At 72.1% G+C, this 14592-nt stretch carries 18 protein-coding genes; 13 read left to right on the plus strand and 5 right to left on the minus strand.

Features of this window, described 5'->3' with window-relative positions; genetic code table 11:
* Positions 1-31: 31 nt before the first annotated feature.
* Positions 32-2461 carry a penicillin acylase family protein gene (locus tag VIM19_11410; GenBank protein ID HEY5185484.1) on the minus strand — a complete coding sequence of 810 codons (2430 nt, stop codon included), beginning with the start codon at positions 2459-2461 and terminating at the stop codon, positions 32-34.
* A 142-nt stretch (positions 2462-2603) separates the two neighbouring features.
* Between VIM19_11410 and VIM19_11415 the strand changes: the two genes are divergently transcribed.
* The gene (locus tag VIM19_11415) at positions 2604-3017 is read left to right on the plus strand and encodes a hypothetical protein (GenBank protein ID HEY5185485.1); all 414 of its coding nucleotides are present in this window, start codon (positions 2604-2606) and stop codon (positions 3015-3017) included.
* 64 nt (positions 3018-3081) lie between these two features.
* On the opposite strand, the gene VIM19_11420 is transcribed toward VIM19_11415, so the two are convergent.
* Complete coding sequence (locus VIM19_11420; protein HEY5185486.1) at positions 3082-3309, minus strand: hypothetical protein; 228 nt, start codon at positions 3307-3309, stop codon at positions 3082-3084.
* A gap of 311 nt (positions 3310-3620) precedes the next feature.
* Here VIM19_11420 and VIM19_11425 point away from each other — a divergent pair, with 311 nt between their 5' ends.
* The 5 genes from VIM19_11425 to VIM19_11445 all read left to right on the plus strand — a co-directional run bounded on the left by VIM19_11425 (position 3621) and on the right by VIM19_11445 (position 6961).
* Positions 3621-4139, plus strand: a complete 519-nt coding sequence (locus VIM19_11425; GenBank protein ID HEY5185487.1) for a hypothetical protein — start codon at positions 3621-3623, stop codon at positions 4137-4139.
* Entirely contained in the window at positions 4136-4357 is a 222-nt protein-coding gene (locus VIM19_11430; GenBank protein ID HEY5185488.1) for a hypothetical protein, read from the plus strand. The genes VIM19_11425 and VIM19_11430 overlap by 4 nt, the downstream gene beginning before the upstream one ends.
* 227 nt (positions 4358-4584) lie before the next feature.
* Entirely contained in the window at positions 4585-5703 is a 1119-nt protein-coding gene (locus tag VIM19_11435) for an ABC transporter permease (protein ID HEY5185489.1), read from the plus strand.
* Positions 5700-6374, plus strand: a complete 675-nt coding sequence (locus VIM19_11440; protein ID HEY5185490.1) for an ABC transporter ATP-binding protein — start codon at positions 5700-5702, stop codon at positions 6372-6374. The genes VIM19_11435 and VIM19_11440 overlap by 4 nt, the downstream gene beginning before the upstream one ends.
* Positions 6371-6961, plus strand: a complete 591-nt coding sequence (locus VIM19_11445; GenBank protein ID HEY5185491.1) for a helix-turn-helix domain-containing protein — start codon at positions 6371-6373, stop codon at positions 6959-6961. Before VIM19_11440 ends, VIM19_11445 begins: the two co-directional genes overlap by 4 nt.
* A 166-nt stretch (positions 6962-7127) precedes the next feature.
* On the opposite strand, the gene VIM19_11450 is transcribed toward VIM19_11445, so the two are convergent.
* Together VIM19_11450 and VIM19_11455 are read right to left on the minus strand one after the other, a co-directional pair.
* The gene (locus VIM19_11450; GenBank protein ID HEY5185492.1) at positions 7128-7649 is read right to left on the minus strand and encodes a pyridoxamine 5'-phosphate oxidase family protein; all 522 of its coding nucleotides are present in this window, start codon (positions 7647-7649) and stop codon (positions 7128-7130) included.
* The gene (locus VIM19_11455) at positions 7633-8376 is read right to left on the minus strand and encodes a Mut7-C RNAse domain-containing protein (GenBank protein HEY5185493.1); all 744 of its coding nucleotides are present in this window, start codon (positions 8374-8376) and stop codon (positions 7633-7635) included. Before VIM19_11455 ends, VIM19_11450 begins: the two co-directional genes overlap by 17 nt.
* A gap of 18 nt (positions 8377-8394) precedes the next feature.
* On the opposite strand from VIM19_11455, the gene VIM19_11460 reads away from it, so the two are divergent.
* From VIM19_11460 to VIM19_11475, 4 genes are all read left to right on the plus strand, one after another.
* Positions 8395-8865 (plus strand): MMPL family transporter, encoded by a 471-nt coding sequence (locus VIM19_11460; GenBank protein ID HEY5185494.1) that lies wholly within the window; start codon positions 8395-8397, stop codon positions 8863-8865.
* Between the two features lie 171 nt (positions 8866-9036).
* Positions 9037-10356 (plus strand): hypothetical protein, encoded by a 1320-nt coding sequence (locus tag VIM19_11465; protein HEY5185495.1) that lies wholly within the window; start codon positions 9037-9039, stop codon positions 10354-10356.
* Positions 10357-10419: 63 nt separating this feature from the next.
* Positions 10420-10680 (plus strand): hypothetical protein, encoded by a 261-nt coding sequence (locus VIM19_11470; protein HEY5185496.1) that lies wholly within the window; start codon positions 10420-10422, stop codon positions 10678-10680.
* A 15-nt stretch (positions 10681-10695) separates the two neighbouring features.
* Positions 10696-11331: a uridine kinase gene (locus VIM19_11475; protein HEY5185497.1), complete on the plus strand. Its 636-nt coding sequence runs from the start codon at positions 10696-10698 to the stop codon at positions 11329-11331.
* A 1-nt stretch (position 11332) separates the two neighbouring features.
* On the opposite strand, the gene VIM19_11480 is transcribed toward VIM19_11475, so the two are convergent.
* Entirely contained in the window at positions 11333-12091 is a 759-nt protein-coding gene (locus tag VIM19_11480; protein ID HEY5185498.1) for a GntR family transcriptional regulator, read from the minus strand.
* Positions 12092-12188: 97 nt separating this feature from the next.
* Here VIM19_11480 and VIM19_11485 point away from each other — a divergent pair, with 97 nt between their 5' ends.
* The 3 genes from VIM19_11485 to VIM19_11495 all read left to right on the plus strand — a co-directional run.
* A complete protein-coding gene (locus VIM19_11485; GenBank protein HEY5185499.1) occupies positions 12189-13004 on the plus strand; it encodes an N-acyl homoserine lactonase family protein in 816 nt (271 codons plus the stop codon).
* A 10-nt stretch (positions 13005-13014) separates the two neighbouring features.
* Positions 13015-14307 carry a hydroxyacid-oxoacid transhydrogenase gene (locus VIM19_11490; GenBank protein HEY5185500.1) on the plus strand — a complete coding sequence of 431 codons (1293 nt, stop codon included), beginning with the start codon at positions 13015-13017 and terminating at the stop codon, positions 14305-14307.
* A 4-nt stretch (positions 14308-14311) separates the two neighbouring features.
* The coding region (locus VIM19_11495; protein ID HEY5185501.1) for a zinc ribbon domain-containing protein at positions 14312-14592 on the plus strand (281 nt) is incomplete at its 3' end.

The raw sequence follows: 14592 nt of genomic DNA on the forward strand, positions 1-14592 counted from the left end.
TGCCTCGCCTCAGCTCGCATGGTTCGGGGGGTCAGGGGGTGGGGAGCAGCCGGAGGGTGGCCTCGGCCGCGGCCAGCACCCGGACCCGGTCCGTGTACAGCGGGTGGTACTCCCCGGCCAGCCACTCGACGATGTTGTCGGCGTAGTGCGGGCTGGTCGGCTGCCCGGACTGCCCGGGCAGCAGCTGGCCGAGGCTACGGCTGAGGTCACCCAGGTCAGCGATGAACCGGAACGGCGGGCCGATCATCGGCAGCTCGGTGTTCTCCGGGTCATGGCTGGCGACCTGGCTGTTCCAGATCGTGTCGGCGTCGCCGCCCATCGGGTACGGCCCGCGGTTGAGCAGCCGGTCCAGCGGCCGCTGCGCGCCCAACGGGTGGCGCAGGGTCAGTGTGTGCATCCGGCCCCACGCCCAGAAGTCCACGTCCGGGCCGAGCTTCTCGGTCAGCCGGTCCACCGTCTCGCGCAGCGCGACGAGCAGCTGGTCGTCGCGGCGCTCGCCGCCGCCGAGGTCGAACCAGTGCGAGTCCGGCTGGTCGAGGACCGACTCGAGCCACTCGTGGCAGCGCTCCCCCATCAGGCTCTGCTCGGCCAGCACCGGGGTGAGCCCCTTGCCCAGGTAGTGCGCGGTCAGCGGTCCCAGCCGCGGAGTGAGCAGCCGGCAGGCGAGGGTGTTGACCAGGACCTCGTAGACCGTCGCCTCCGGCGACTCGGTGCCGAGCGTGCCGTCCCACCGGCGCATGCGGTCGAGGACGGCGCTCAGCCGGGGGTCGTCCGTCTCCAACCGGCTCAGGACGGCGGTGAACCGGCGGGCCGGCAGCGAGACCCGGTCCAGGTGCATCCGCTGGATCGTGGCGATGTCCACGACCCCGGCCTCGGCGATCAGCTGGTGGATGCGATCGGCCCGGTTGCCCGACACGAAGTCGTTGCCCAGCCAGTACGGGTAGCCCTCGTCGACGACCCGGTTGTTCGCGGTGACGATGTACCCGGTCTCCGGGTCCGCCAGGTGCGGCAGGTCCTCGTAGGGCACCGTGCCGGTCCACTCGTACTCACCGGTCCAGCCGGGCACCGGCAGCCGGCCGTCCCCCTTGGCCCGCACCGGCACGCGACCGGCGTAGGTGTAGCCGATCGAGCCGTGGACGTCGGCGTAGACGACGTTCTGCACCGGGGTGTGCCAGTCGCGCAGCCGCTCCCTCATGTCCGAACAGCTGGTCGCCTTGGTGATCGAGAACAGCACCTCGAGCATCGCGTTCGGCTCCAGGGCCGTCCACCGCAGGGCCAGCGGCTGCTCACCGGCCAGGTCGGACAGCAGGTTGATCACCGGCCCGTGCCGGGTGACCACCACCTCCTCCACGACCGGGTCGCCACCCTTGACCGCGATGGACTCCCGCCGCACCTCCGCCGGCGCCCAGCCGTCCTCGACCTCGTACTCGACGCGTCCGTCGTCGGTGCGCCGCAGTCGCTCGAGGTAGAGGTCCTGGACGTCGGCGAACCCGTTCGTGTACCCCCACGCGACCTGGCCGTTGTGTCCCGAGACCACGGCCGGCAGCCCCGGGAAGCTCACGCCGGTGACCTCGAACCCGGGCGCGGAGAGATGGTTCTCGTACCAGATGGCCGGGACGGTCAGGCCCAGGTGCATGTCGTTGGCGAACAACGGTCTCCCAGTGTTGGTCAGCCGGCCGCTGACCGCCCAGTTGTTGCTGCCGATGCCGTCGACGGCCGACGGTCCGGCCAGCTCCTGCGCGGCGTGGCTGCGGCGCACCGCGGTGCCGCCGATGCACGAGTAGTCGACGCCCTCGGGGACGATGAACGGCCGTCCCGCCGCGTACGGGGGCTCCAGCTCCGCGGCCAGCTCGGGGCCGAGCCGCTCGACGAGCTGGGCCCGCAGGATCTCGGCCTCCCAGTTCACCGACAGCGACCAGGCCATCATCTTGACCCAGGAGAAGGAGTCCACCGCCGTCCACGGCTCCGGGCGGAACCGCAGCAGGGTGAACTCCACCGGCAGCCGGCCCTCCCCGATCCGGGCGTTGACCCCCTCGGCGTACGCCTCGACCAGCGCCAGCTGCTCCGCCCCGACGAGGGCGGGCTCCTGCTCGGCCACGTGCCGCATGCTCAGGGTCCGCATCCACCGGTCCAGGGGGACGGCCACCTCGCCGAGAACCTCGGCCAGCCGGCCCGCGACCAGCCGACGGTTGAAGTCGAGCTGCCACAGCCGGTCCTGCGCGTGCACGTAGCCCTGCGCGAGGAACAGGTCGTGCAGGTCGCCGGCGTAGATGTGCGGGATGCCCCAGCGGTCCCGCACCACCTCGACCGGCGCGTGCAGCGCGGCGATCCGCAGCTCCCCCGAGGTCTTGGGCAGCGGACGGCGCAGCAGGGCGGCGTAGCCGCCGGCCGCCGCGAGGCCTCCCGCGGCCGCCGCCGCGAGCGCAGCCAGTACCGCCTGTCCCGGTCGCGATGGCGCCATCCCGGCCCACCCCCTTCGTCTCGATCATCCTGCCTCGTCTCGGCCGCGCGCACAGCGGGCCGGACGTTCTGCCCTGGGCACCGGCCGCCCCACCGACGGAGCCTGGGTGCGTCGTCGTGCGAACCTGTGCGGAGGAGGTCTCTTGGCCGCGTCCACCCGAGCCGTCCAGCGTCCCCATCGTCTGCTCACCGCGCCCGGGGTGGCACCGCCGCCCGGCGCCGCCTGCTGGCTGACCGCGGGTGCGCTGACCGTCTCGGCGGTGGTCGGCGCCGCCACGTTCTTCGTCCCGTCGGTGCTGCGCGGCCCCGCGGCCATGAACGGTTCGGCCCGCGGCACCGCGCTCGTGGTGCTGGTGCTCGGCGTGCCGCTGACCGCCGTGGCGCTCGCCTGGGCCAGGCGGGGGTCCGCCGGCGCTGTGCTCGGCTGGCTCGGCGGCCCGGGCTACCTGCTCGACAACGCGCTGATGTTCGTGTCCGCGTCCCCCATGAACAACCTCTTCTTGGGGTACGTCGCGATGCTGTCGCTGGCCTGTGGTCGGTCGTCGCCGTCCTGGTGAACACCGACGTACCCGGTCTGAGCCAGCGGTTCACCGACCGGCTGCCCGTGCGAGGGCTGGCCGGCTACGCCTGGGTCATCGTCACGCTGAACGCGCTGGCCTGGCTCGGCCCGATCACCCGGGCGCTGACGGACGGCGACCCGGCCGCGATGCTCGACGGCACCGGCCTGATCAGCAACCCCGTGTACCTCCAGGACCTCGCGGTGTGGCTGCCGCTCATGGCGGTCGCCGCCCGGTGGTTGTGGCAGCGCCGGCCGTGGGGCCACCTCGTCGTCCCCTCAGTGCTGGTCATGTGGGTCCTCGAGAGCGTGGGCATTTGCCACCGACCAGTGGTTCGGCCATCGGGCAGACCCGTCGGCCACGGTGGTCTCGGCCGCACTCGTCCCCGCGTTCGCCGTCCTCGCGGTGGTCGGGCTGGTCCCGCTGATCTTCTTCTTCCGCAACCTGCGTCGGACCGGCCGCCCGGAGGGCTGACCGTGTCCGCCCATGTCGTCGCTGTCGTTAGCGTGCCGCGCTGGGTGCCGTGCTCGCTGGGCAGATCCTCGGGCGGCAGTCCGGGTCCACCACGGCGGAGCGGGCCTGCTCGCTGCCCGGGACGACTTGGTGGAGCGCCCGTCGCTGGTGACCAACCATGCGATCACCATCGACGCGCCCGCCGCGCAGGTGTGGCCCTGGCTGACCCAGGTCGGCTGGCACCGGGGCGGCTGGTACACCCCACGCTGGGTGGACCGGCTGCTGTTCCCGGGCACCTGGGCCAGCGCCAACCGCCTCGACCCGGCGCTGGTCCGCGACCTGCAGGTCGGCGACACGGTCCCGGACGGCGCCCCGGGGACGGCGTGGTTCGTCGTCGAGAAGGTCGACCCGCCGCGCGCGCTGGTCCTGCACTCCCGCACCCACCTGCCCCCTGGCTGGCGGGACCGGTTCGGGGCCGCACTGGACTGGGTCTGGACGTTCGACCTGCGGGAGGACGCCGGGCGCACCCGGCCGCTGGTCCGCAACCGGGGCTGGGTCCGCCCGTGGTGGGTGAACGACGGCTACCCGGCGCTGATCGTGCCGGCCGACCACGTCATGGCGACCGGGATGCTCCGCGGGCTCAGGCAACGGGTGGAGGCAACGACGTGAATGGCAGGCCAGGACGGGGCGGACGACGGCGGACCGGGCTGGCCGGGTTGGCCGGGCTGGTCGCCCTGTCCGGGTACGCGGGGGCACTCGGGCTGGCCTTGGGGTTCCTCGACCTCAGGGCCCAGGTCACCGCCCGGCTGCCGTTCGCGAGCCCGGTACTGGGCGGCTTCGTGCTCACCGTCATCGTCGCCGTCCCGTCGACCGTGCTGGCCTGGTAGGCCTGGCGCGGCGACCCGCGGACCGACCGGGCGGCAGTGGTCACCGGCGTGCTGGTCATCGGCTGGATCGTCGTGGAGCTGGCCGTCATCAAAAGCTCAACTTCTTCCAGCCGACGTAGGTCGCGGTCGGTGCGGCCCTGATCTGGATGGGCCGCCGGGCGCTGCACCGGACCGCCTCTGCTAGCGTCTGACCTCTTGCCGACATGGTGTCGGCATGGGAGGTCACCGTGTTCCTGGCGTTGCGCGAGCTGAAGTTCGCTCGTGGTCGGTTCCTGCTCATGGGCTCGGTGGTCGCGCTGATCGCCGTCTTGTCGGTGCTGCTCAGCGGGATGTCCAGCGGGCTGGTGCGGGACGGCATCTCCGGGCTGCGCGCCCTGCCCGCGACGCACTTCGCGTTCGAGTCCGGGGTCACCGGTGACCTGTTCTCCCGGTCGGTCGTCCAGCGTCCGACCTGGCAGGGCTGGGCGAAGGTCTCCGGAGTGAAGGCCTCCACGCCCTATGGCAATCTGCTGGCGCACGCGACCTCGCAGCGCGGCGACGAGGTGGACCTCGCGCTGTTCGGGGTCGAGCCGGGCTCGTTCCTGGCGCCGCAGCCCAAGGAGGGCAGCGCGCTGAGCGCCGGCTCGAACGGCGTCCTGATCTCGCAGAAGCTGCTGGACGCCGGGATCCGGGTCGGTGACACGCTGACGGTGGACCGGGTGGGCACCAAGCTCCAGGTCGTCGGCACCGTGGGCGAGGCCTCGTTCGGGCACGTAGGAGTGGTGTTGGCACCGCTGACGGTCTGGCAGGAGGTGCACTACGGGCTGCCGGGGACAGTGCCGGCCACGGCCTACGACCAGGCCACCGCGGTCGCGCTGCAGCTGGCCCCGGGTACCGACACCGCGGCCGCGGCCGCGGACCAGCAGCTCGGGACCCACACGATCACGGTTGTGACGTCCTACGCGGCCTCCCCCGGCTACACCGCCGAGACCGCCACCATGACGTTGATCCGGCTGTTCCTGTACCTGATCTCGGCGCTCGTCGTGGGCGCCTTCTTCACCGTCTGGACGGTGCAGCGCCGGCACGAGATCGCGTTGGTGAAGGCGCTCGGCGGCTCCAGCCGCTACCTGCTGCGGGACGCCGCCGCACAGGTCCTCGCCGTCCTGGTCGGGGCCACTGTGGTCGGCGCGCTCGTGGGGGTGGGCCTCGGCGCGCTGATCGGCAGCGGGGTGCCGTTCTCGCTGGAGGCGGGGTCGGTGCTGGCCAGCTGCCTGCTGCTCGTGGTGCTCGGTCTGGTGGGCGCGCTTGGCGCCGTCCGCCGGGTCACCGCCGTCGACCCGCTGATCGCCCTGGGAGGCAACCGATGACCGCCGGCCTGCAGCTGCGCGGGGTCACCCTGCGCCTGGGCGACGGGGACACCTCGGTCACGGCCTTGGACGACATCTCGATGCACGTGGCCGCCGGCGAACTGGTCGCCGTGGTCGGGCCGTCCGGGTCGGGAAAGTCCAGCCTGCTCGCCGTGGCCGGCGCCCTCATCCAGCCGACCGCGGGCACCGTCGTCGTGGGCACCCACGAACTGGGCTCCCTCTCAGACCGCGACCGCACCCGGCTTCGCCGGGAGCGCATCGGCTACGTGTTCCAGACGGCCAACCTGCTGCCGTCGCTGACCGCTCGCGAACAGCTGCTGCTGGTCCGCCACCTGGACGGCCGGATCACCCCGGCCGACCGCGAGCGCGCCGATCAGCTGCTCGCGTCGGTGGGCATGAGCCACCGGGCTGACCGCAGGCCGCACCAGCTCTCCGGCGGCGAACGGCAGCGGGTCGGCATCGCCCGCGCCCTGATGACCTCCCCCGACGTCCTGCTCGTCGACGAGCCGACGTCCGCGCTCGACCACGAGCGGGCGCACGAGGTGGTCCAGCTGCTCGCCGACGAGACCCACGAGGTGGGCACCGCCGCGGTCATGGTCACCCACGACCCGGCGATCCTCGGGCACGCCGACCGCGTGCTGCACATGTCCGACGGCAGACTGGGCGCGTGAGCCCCCGCATCAGCGCACCGACGGTCGCGGAGCACCGCGTCCGGCAGCACGCCGCGCTGATGACGGCCGCCAGAGCGCTGCTGCTCGAGCAGGGGGCCGCCGCGGTCACCCCGAGAGCGGTGGGCGCCGCAGCCGGGCTGGCCCGGTCCAGCGTCTACGAGTACTTCCCGACCGCCGGCGACCTGCTCGCCGAGCTGGCCGTGGACGCGTTCGCCCGCTGGACGGCGACGGTGCGCACCGCGGTGGAGGCCGAGGACGCCGGTTGGCCACGCGTCGACGCCTACCTGCGGACCAGCCTGCGGCTCGTGGCCGACGGCGAGCACAAGATGGCCGGCGCGCTGGCCGGCGCCCAGCTGCCGGCGTCCTGCCGGACCGAGCTGGTTCGGCTGCACGGCGAGCTGGCCGCCCCGCTGGGGGCCGCCTTCGACGAGCTGGCGGTGCCCGACGCCGAGCTGGGCGTGGCGCTTGTGCAGGGGCTGCTCGACGCCGCGACGCGCGAGGTCGAGGCCGGGGCCGACGTCACGATGGTCAGCGAGGCGACCGTGCGCCTGGTCCGCCACGGCCTCCGCCCCAACCCGTCCGGATGAAGGGTCCCTGCTGTGCGGGTGGCCGCAGTCTGGGGACCCCCGGCAGCATCGGCATCGGGATCGGCTTCGCCATCCCGATCGCCACCGCGCACTCGATCGCTTGGACCCTCGTCGCGAACGCCTCGACTACCGGCTGAGGGGGACGCCCCGTGGGACGCCGACGGGCTCAGCCTGTCGGCGGTTCGGCGTCCAGGTGGAAGGTGAACATGCGCGACGCCTTGATGCGGGCGTACATCGGGCCGGAGTCGAGGAAGTCCTCCCACTCCGGCCCGTACTGCGGGACATACACCTCGAGCAGCGCGGCGCGGAAGCCCGCGTCGGGGCTGGACCGGACGTCGACCGACTCGGCGCGGCCGTGCACGGTGACCGCGAGGTGCTCGCCCGGCAGGTGCGTCGCGCTGACCTGCGGCCGGTGTGCGATGTGCCGTAACCGTAGCGAGTCCGGCGACGAGCCGAAGTGGAAGCTGCCCCGGTAGAAGATCCCGTCGACCGGCCCGACGATGGGCCGGCAGTCCGCGGTCACCGTCGCCAGCGCCAGCAGGCACTTCCCCGACAGCCGGGCGCATACCTCGGCCGCGGACAGCCGCCGCTCCGCGGTGATGATGCTGCGCAGGTGGGTGCCCGCGGCCGCGTCGCTCGCGTCGAGCAGCCGCTGCAGCCGGTCCAGGTCGTCAGGCGTCTCGTGCATCGTCTCGACGGTACTGCGGGGCACCGACAGCCAGGATCTGGTCGAGGCGCCGCGCGTGCGCGCCCCGCCAGTAGACCCGCCCGCACGCCGCGCACCCGCGGAAGTCGTCGTAGCGCCGGCGGGTGCCCGCCGGGATCCGGTCCACGACGTCCGCCTTGGCCACGTCGGCCAGCACCGCGTTGCAGGCCACGCAGCGGCTCAGCGGGTCCAGCGGAGGGGCGAACCGGTCGAGGACGTCAGCCAGCTGAGCGTCCGGTCGGCTCCCCCGCACGTAGGCGGCCCACCGCGCACCGTCCCGCAGCACCTTGCGCTTGAGCAGGCCGCGGTCCTGCGTGAGCAGCAGCCGGCGCTCGGCGAGCACCTGGGCGACCAGCTCGTCGTCGTCGGCGTCGTTGCGGTAGGCGGCGTCCAGCCCCAGTAGCCGCAGCCGGCGCGCCAGCGCACCGAGGTGGACGTCGAGCACGAACCGCGATGTCGGCATCGGTTGCGGGCGGTCAGCCGGGACGACGACCACCGGCACCGCCGGCCGGGGTCGGGTGCTGGCGGGCACCGACTCGCCGTCCACCCGCAGCGCACCCACCTCGATTAGTGGCACCCCGACCGACTCGACGACGTGCCCCAGCGAGGCCTCGCCGTCCCACGAGACCTCGACGTCGGTGCCCTGCCGCCGCGGAGCCAGGAACAGCTGCAGCGGCTCGGCGATGCGCAGGATGACCGTCCGGTCCACCCGTCCAGGATGACCGGCGTGACGCCGGCCGGAGCGCCGATCCCTGCCTATCTGCCGGTGATCACCTTCGCGATCTTGTTCGGCCTGTCGATGGACTCCGAGGTGTTCATCATGTCCGGGGTCCGCGAGGAGTGGCTGCGGCTCGGTGACCCGCAGCGCAGCGTGCTGACCGGACTCGGCTCGACCGCTCGGGTGGTCACCAGCGCGGCCGCGATCATGGTGGCGGTCTTCGCTGGCTTCGCCGCCGACCCGCTCGTCGAGGTCAAGATGATCGGCATCGCGCTGGCCACCGCGATCCTGGTGGACGCGGTCCGGATGGTGCTGCTGCCAGCGACGATGACGCTGCTGGCCTCGCGGGCGTGGTGGCTGCCGGAGTGGTTGGGCCGGGTGATGCCCCGCGTCGAACTGCACGGGGCAAAGGCACTTCCGCTGGAGCTGGACGATGAGTTGGACGCGCTCGACGAGCTGCCGCTGCAACCGGCGCGCTGAGCCCGCCCACCTGGGCCCGAGCCCAACAACGGCGACCTACGGTCCGGTAGTACGAACAAACGGAGCCCAACCCCTCGCTACTGGACCGTAGGTCTTCGGCGGTGATGCCGCGGTGACGCGCCATGAGCACGCTCCATGCCCTGACCCGACACGGGAGGAAGGGGTGTGCTCATGGCCGAGAACAAGGGCGTCGTGGTGCCCTGCTGTCCCACCCTGGAGGAGTGCCCGCCGTGCGACGTGATGGACATGCGCCGCCGGCTGGTCTACCCGACCTCGCAGCGCGGTCCGAACGAGCAGACCGTGAGCGTCGAGGTGATCCTGCACACCCGCTTCTCACGCTGCTCCGGACCGCTCGCGCTCGGTGACCCGATCTACAGCACGACCTTGCTCCCCGGCGAGAAGGTGCGGCTGGCGACGACGGACCGGCGGAGCCGGTTCAGCTTCGACAGCGAGAGCAACCTCAGCTGGCGCAGCGAACAGATGTCCGAGGAGCAGTACCGGATGTCGGCGCTGCGGGCCGCGATGTCAGACCAGAACAGCACTGACAACGGCTCCAGCCGGAACACCGACCAGGGGTCGTGGGACTTCCACGGCGACGCCAGCGGTGGCATCGGCTTCTTCTCCGCCAGTGCCGATGCCAACGCGAAGGGCAGCCACAACGCCGAGTCCACCGCCGAGTACCTACGGGAGCACCGGGCCCACGCCTCGATGGCGGAGAGCATGTCGGTCGAGGCCACCCGCAAGGCGCACACGCTGTCCGTCGGCGAGGTGTCGACACGGACCCATCAGCAGGGCGAGTCCGAGGACCACTACGAGTCGTCGTCCAGGGAGTTCACCAACCACAACCAGTGCCACGCGGTGACCTTCCTGTTCTACCGGCTGAACAAGTGCGAGACGATCAAGTTCGAGCTGGTGTCGATCGAACGCCGGGTGATCGACCCGGCGGCGCCCACCCCGGTCCTCGCCAACCCGGTGCGCTCGGTGGGGCAGCTCGCCACCATCCCGCAGGAGGTGCCGGCCACCCAGTCCGCCCGCCTGGAGATCGAGCAGCGGGGCCTGCAGAGCGAGGCCCAGTACGCCCGCGCCACAACGGCGGCGGGAGCCGTCGCTCTCGTCCGAAGCACCGCGGCCTTCACCCCGGTGGCCATCACGGCGCTGCCGGCCGACGTCCGTCGCAAGACGCTGGCCGAGGTCGACCGCTCCCTGATCGAGAAGGGCCTGCTCGACAAGGCCACCGGCGAGGTCTCCAGCCAGATCAAGGCCGAGATCGACTTCGAGCGGACGGCATCCCTGCCGACAGCCGGGGTGATCGTCAAGGGCTGCCTGGACGAGTGCGACGTCTGCGAGCCCGAGCTGCAGCGCAAGATCTCCCTCGAGCTGGACCGGATGGAGCTGGAGAACAAGCTCCTGGCGCGGCAAATCGAGCTGCTCGACAAGGCGCAGGAGTACCGCTGCTGCCCGGCCGACGAGGAGGAGCCGACGCCCGCCTGAGCGGCCGGCTGCTCGGCCGGACGGCCGACCCATCCCACCCGCTTGGTGGACGCGGCCCGGCCGGTGACCGCCCAGAATGACCTGGTGACTCAAAGGTGGGTACCGGGGGACGACATGGGCGCAGAGCTGGACTGCCCGCGCTGCGGGGGGTCGAGCGACAAGGCCCAGCACGGGACGGGTGGGGTGCTGTCCCGCTGGGACCAGCTCACCGTGATCTGTTCGAGCTGCGCCACGCACGAGGCGATGCTCGTGCTGCGCGACCGGGCCAGCCTGCATCCGGTGACCGGGCAGCGCGCCTGGACGCAGCGGCCCACCACCGCCTGATCGGCCCGAGGCCGCGTGGACGTCGTCGACGAGGTGGCGGAGCGCGTCCTGGCGCTGCCGAGCACGGACCGTCGCCAGGTGGGCGTCGACGGCGTCGACGGCGCCGGCAAGACCGTCTTCGGCGACCTGCTGGCGACCGCCCTCTCCAGCCGGGGAGTGACCGTCGTCCGCGCCTCGGTCGACGGGTTCCACCAGCCACCCGAGGTCAGGTACCGGCGGGGGCGCAGGCCCCCCGAGGGCTTCTTCCTCGACTCCTACGACTACGCGGCGATGCGCACCCTGCTGCTGGAGCCGCTGAGCTCCGGCGGCTCCGGCCGGTTCGTCCGCGCCGTCTACGACGTGCACGCGGAGCACCCGGTGGCGGCCGTGCCGGAGTCCGCCGAGCCAGACGCGATCCTCGTCGTGGACGGCGTCTTCCTGCACCGGCCGGAGCTCGTGGGGTTCTGCGACCTCTCGGTGTTCCTCGAGGTCCCGTTCGAGGTCGCCGTACCGCGCGGCGCGAGTCGTGGGTACGGACACCCCGACCCGGAGCATCCGAGCAACACCCGCTACGTCGAGGGTCAGCGCCTCTACCTGGAACGGTGCGACCCGGCGGCCCGCGCCGCCGCCGTCGTCGACCACCGCGACCTGACCCGGTCACGGATCCGCTGACCTACCGGGTCGCGGCCCGCTCGTCGGTGTCGCCGACCACCTCGTGCCACAGCTCCTCGGTATCGACGTCGTCCGCGTTCTCACCGACCGCCTGGGCGACCAGCAGCCGGCCGGTGTGCGTGATGTGCCGGTGCTGCGCCGCCGCCGCGGCGTCCGCGTCCCCGGCGATGATGGCGGCCACGATCGGGTCGTGCTCGGCGGCGATGTCGGCCAGCGACCGCGACCGGTCCACGGTGGAGGCGCCGAGCAGCCGGGTGATGTCGCGCAGGCCTTCGATCAGGCCGGTGAGCCGCTCGTTGCCGGACACGTCCAGGATCAGGTCGTGCAGCCGCTGGTCGTGCCGCATGAACGGCCGCTCGTCGTGGGCCCGCGCGGCCGCCCGCATCCGGTCCAGCTCCCGGGACAGCGCGGCCACCAGCTCCGGCGCCGGTCGCTGGGCGGCCCGGCGGGCGGCTGGCACCTCCAGCAGCAGCCTCAGGTGGAAGATCTCGGCGATCTGCCGTGGCTTGGGCAGGACGACACGGAACCCGCGGTTGCGCTCGAGCTGGACCATGCCGATGTCGGCCAGCCGCACCAGCGCCTCCCGGACCGGGCTGCGCGACACGCCCAGCAGGTCGGCCACCTGGTAGGTCGAGTACAGCTCGCCGGGCACGAGTGCGCCGGAGCGGACGGCGTCTCGGATGGCCGCCATCACCTGGTCGGTGAGCGAGATCGACGTCCCCCTCAGCGGCGCCAGCGCGGGCGGGCTCGGGTCGACCATGCGCTCACGATAGGGGGTCGAACCCCTCTTGACATGTCGCATGCTACATGTCACCTTCGCCGAATTGGGTCCCCCCCTCACTGCGAAGGAGCGGCGCATGGCACCGTCCGCACAGACAGCGACGAAGGTGCACATCCTGGACTGCGGCTCGATGAGCTGCGACCTCACCTGGCTGCTCCTCAAGCCCGGGCGGAGCATCCGGGCCAGGGCGGACAAGGACGAGCCGGTCGAGTGGTACCCCTGCACCACCCACTGCGTGGTCGTCGAGACCCCCGAGGGCACCCTGCTGTGGGACACCAGCTGCCCGCGCGACTGGGAGACCCGCTGGGAGCCCACCGGCCTGCAGGAGTTCTTCCCCTACGACCAGGCCACGGAGGAGCAGTTCTTCGACCGACGGCTCGCCCAGCTCGGCCTCACCCCTGACTACGTCGTGCTGTCCCACCTGCACTTCGACCACGCCGGCAACGTCCGGGACTTCGCCGGCTCGAACGCCAGGCTGGTCTGCAACGACAAGGAGAAGGAGTGGGCGTTCGGCTTCGAGGGTGGCTTCAACGGCGCGCACCTCAAGGCCGATTACGAGGGCCTGGAGTTCGAGACCGTGTCCGGTGACACCGAGTTCCTCCCCGGCGTGACCCTGATCGAGGCGCCGGGGCACACCCCGGGCACGATGGCGATGAAGGTCGACCTGCCCGAGACCGGTTCCATGATCTTCACCTCGGACGCCGTGTACATGGGTGACTCCTACGGCCCGCCGGCGACGCCGGCCGCGATCGTCAACGACCTGTCCGCGTTCTACCGGTCGGTCGAGAAGATCCGCGGCATCGCCGAGGCGAGCAACGCGACGGTCGTCTTCGGCCACGACGCGCGGCAACTGTGGTCGATGCGCCGCTCGCCCGACGGCTTCTACGCCTGAGAGGAGACCCATGAGCCTGCTGCCCGTCCCCCAGAACCCAGAGAACGTCTTCACCTACGGCGCCCCCGCAGTGAAGTTCGGCCCGGGTGCCAGCAACGAGATCGGCTTCGACCTGAGCCAGTACGGCGTCCAGCGGGTGCTCGTCGTGACCGACCCCGGCGTCGCTGCCACCGGCGGCCCGCAGCGGGTGGCCGACCAGATGGCCCAGTTCGGCATCTCCGCCTCGGTCTTCGACGGCGTCCACGTCGAGCCGACCGACGCGAGCATCAAGCAGGCGGTCGCCCACGCCCGGTCCACCGGACCGTGGGACGCCTTCGTCGCCGTGGGTGGCGGGTCGAGCATCGACACCGCCAAGGCGATCAACCTGATGCTCACCAACCCCGGGGACCTCGAGGACTACATCAACGTCCCCGTCGGCCGCGGGCAGGCGCCGGTCAACCCGCTCAAGCCGCTCATCGCGGTGCCCACCACGACCGGCACCGGGGCCGAGAGCACCACCATCTGCGTGCTCGACGTCCTGTCCCTGAAGGTCAAGACCGGGATCAGCCACGCCCGGCTGCGGCCGACGCTGGCCATCATCGACCCCGACCTGACGCTCACCCAGCCGGCCGGGGTGACCGCATCGGCCGGCATGGACATCCTGTGCCACGCGCTGGAGAGCTACACGGCTCGCGACTACCGCACCTATGAGCACAAGCGTGCCGAGCAGCGGGTGCCCTACTGCGGCTCCAACCCGATCGCCGACATGTGGTCGGAGAAGGCCATGCACCTGCTGGCGTCGTCCTTCCGCCGGGCGGTGCGCAACGGCGAGGACCACCAGGCACGCGCCGACATGGCGATCGCCGCGACGTTCGCCGGGATGGGCTTCGGCAACGCCGGGGTGCACATCCCGCACGCCAACGCCTACCCGATCGCCGGGCGGGTCAAGGACTTCCACCCCAAGGACTACCCGCAGAACGAGCCGATGGTCCCGCACGGGATGTCGGTGTCGCTGACCGCGCCCGAGGCGTTCCGGTTCACCTTCGAGGCCTCGCCGCAGCGGCACATCCGGGCCGCCGAGATCCTCGACCCGACGGCCGAGCGTCCGGCCGACCTGTCCGAGTACCTGCCGTCGGTGCTGATGAGCCTGATGCGGGACATCGACATCCCGAACGGGGTGGCCGCGGTGGGGTACAAGGAGGCGGACATCCCCGACCTGGTCGAGGGGACCATGAAACAGCAGCGGCTGCTCGCCACCGCCCCTCGCCCGGTCACCGAGGACGACATCGCCGGCGTGTTCCGCCGCTCGCTGGAACTGTGGTGACCTGATGGCCATCTACGACCTGCGCTGCGCGGCCGGGCACCGGTTCGAGGTGATCCAGCCCTTCTCCGCCGACCTGCCGCCCTGCCCGTCCTGCGGTGCCGCGACCACCAAGCTGCCGGCCCGCTTCGGCATCGGCGGGGCCGACCTGGCCGGGCTGCCGCCGTCCGCCGAGCGGATGCCGCAGACCTGGCGCGGCACCTACAACGGCAACCGCGAGTACGTCACCTCGCTGCAGCGGACGGCGGAGGCCCGGCAGCGGCTCGAGGACAAGCACCCCGAGCTGGC

Source organism: Actinomycetes bacterium (assembly GCA_036510875.1).
Lineage (GTDB): Bacteria > Actinomycetota > Actinomycetes > Prado026 > Prado026 > DATCDE01.